At 70.7% G+C, this 2322-nt stretch carries 2 protein-coding genes; both read left to right on the forward strand.

From position 1 onward, the window contains the following. A partial coding sequence (locus tag RIF89_RS14075) for a potassium-transporting ATPase subunit KdpA (RefSeq protein WP_309069705.1) occupies nt 1-185 on the forward strand: 185 nt, incomplete at its 5' end. 3 nt (nt 186-188) lie between these two features. After that, on the forward strand, nt 189-2322 hold a 2134-nt coding region (gene kdpB, locus RIF89_RS14080; protein ID WP_309069706.1), incomplete at its 3' end, for a potassium-transporting ATPase subunit KdpB.

The following is a 2322-nucleotide window of genomic DNA, read 5'->3' on the forward strand; positions in this document are numbered from 1 at the left end:
TCGTGCTCGTGCTGGCGCTCGCCGGCTCGCTCGCCGCGCAGAAGCCGGTGCCGTCGACGACCGGCACGCTCCCGACGCACGGGCCGCAGTTCGTCGGCCTGCTGGGCGTCGTGTCCGTCGTCATCACTGCACTCACCTACTTCCCCGTTCTCGCGCTGGCTCCGCTGGCGGAAGGGCTCGTCTGACCCATGTCCACGACACTCCAGAACACGCCGGCGCCCGTCGCGGGACATCTCGCTCCGAGCCCTCCGCGCTCCGCGCGGGCGTTCAGCGGAGCCCAGATCCTGCGGGCGCTGCCGGGCGCACTGCGCAAGCTGAACCCCGCCGACCAGTGGCGCAACCCCGTGATGCTCATCGTCTGGGTGGGCGCCGTCCTGACCACGGTCGTCGCGATCGCCGAGCCCTTCCTCGGCGGAGCCGAGCGGTCGGGCGGCAGCGAGATCCCGGCGGGCTTCACGTGGGGCATCGCGGTGTGGCTGTGGCTCACCGTGCTGTTCGCGAATCTCGCCGAGTCGGTCGCCGAGGGGCGCGGCAAGGCCCAGGCAGCGACGCTGCGCAAGACCCGCAGCACCTCGGCCGCGCACCGCGTCATCCGTTACGACGAGAAGAGCGATCCTGCGGCCGCGCATACCGGCACCGTCGAGGTCGCGTCATCCGAGCTGAAGCTCGGTGACGTCGTCGTGGTCACGGCCGGGGAGCTGATCCCCGGCGACGGCGACATCGTGGCGGGCATCGCGACCGTGGACGAGTCGGCCATCACGGGCGAATCGGCCCCGGTCGTACGTGAATCCGGCGGCGACCGCAGCGCCGTGACGGGCGGCACGCGCGTGCTGTCCGATCGGATCGTCGTGCGCATCACCTCGAAGCCCGGCGAGACCTTCGTGGACCGGATGATCGCACTGGTCGAGGGCGCGTCGCGCCAGCGCACGCCGAACGAGATCGCCCTGGGCATCCTGCTGGCGAGCCTTTCGATCGTGTTCGTCGTCGTCGTGCTGACGCTGAACCCGATCGCGTCCGCCGTCACCGGCACGGTGTCGATCCCTGTCCTGATCGCGCTGCTTGTCACCCTGATCCCGACGACGATCGGGGCCCTGCTCTCGGCGATCGGCATCGCGGGCATGGACCGCCTCGTGCAGCGCAATGTGCTCGCGATGTCCGGCCGCGCCGTCGAGGCGGCGGGCGATGTGACCACGCTGCTGCTCGACAAGACCGGCACGATCACGCACGGCAACCGCCGCGCGAGCGCCTTCGTCCCGTTGCCCGGGCTGACCGAGGCCGAGCTCGCGCGCGCCGCCGCACTGTCTTCTCTCGCCGACCCCACACCCGAGGGCGTCTCGGTCGTCGAGCTGGCTGCGGTGCGAGGCGTTCACCTCGACGAGGGCGCGGGCAGCGTGCCGGTGCCGTTCACGGCTCAGACCCGCATGAGCGGGCTGGATCTCGCCGACGGCACCGAGATCCGCAAGGGCGCCGCCTCGGCCGTGCTCGCCTGGCTCGAGCTCGACGGCGCGGTCGACGACAGTCTGCGCGCGGCCGTCACCGACATCACCGACCGGATCGCCGAAGACGGCGGCACGCCGCTGGTTGTCGCGGTCAGGGCGGGCGGCACGGCACGCGCGCTCGGCGTCGTGCACCTGAAGGACATCGTGAAGGACGGCCTGCGCGAACGCTTCGCCGAGCTGCGCGAGATGGGCATCCGGACGGTCATGATCACGGGCGACAATCCGCTTACCGCGCGCGCGATCGCGAAGGAGGCGGGCGTCGACGACTTCCTCGCCGAGGCGACGCCCGAGGACAAGCTCGCGCTGATCCGCAAGGAGCAGGAGGGCGGCCGCCTCGTCGCCATGACCGGCGACGGCACGAACGATGCGCCCGCGCTCGCGCAGGCCGATGTCGGCGTGGCGATGAACACGGGCACGTCGGCCGCGAAGGAGGCGGGCAACATGGTCGATCTCGACAGCGACCCGACGAAGCTGATCGACATCGTCCGGATCGGCAAGCAGCTGCTCATCACACGCGGGGCCCTGACGACGTTCTCGCTCGCGAACGACATCGCGAAGTACTTCGCGATCATCCCCGCGATGTTCATGGGCGCCTTCCCGGGCCTCGCTGCGCTGAACGTGATGCAGCTCGGTTCGCCCGCCTCGGCGGTCACGAGCGCGATCGTCTTCAACGCGATCGTGATCGTGTTCCTGATCCCGCTCGCCCTGCGCGGCGTGGAGTACAAGCCCCGCAGCGCCTCCGCGATCCTCAGCCGCAACCTGCTCGTTTACGGGCTCGGCGGCGTGATCGCCCCCTTCATCGGCATCAAGCTCATCGACCTCG

The organism is Microbacterium sp. (assembly GCF_031178525.1).
In the GTDB taxonomy this organism is placed as follows: domain Bacteria; phylum Actinomycetota; class Actinomycetes; order Actinomycetales; family Microbacteriaceae; genus Microbacterium.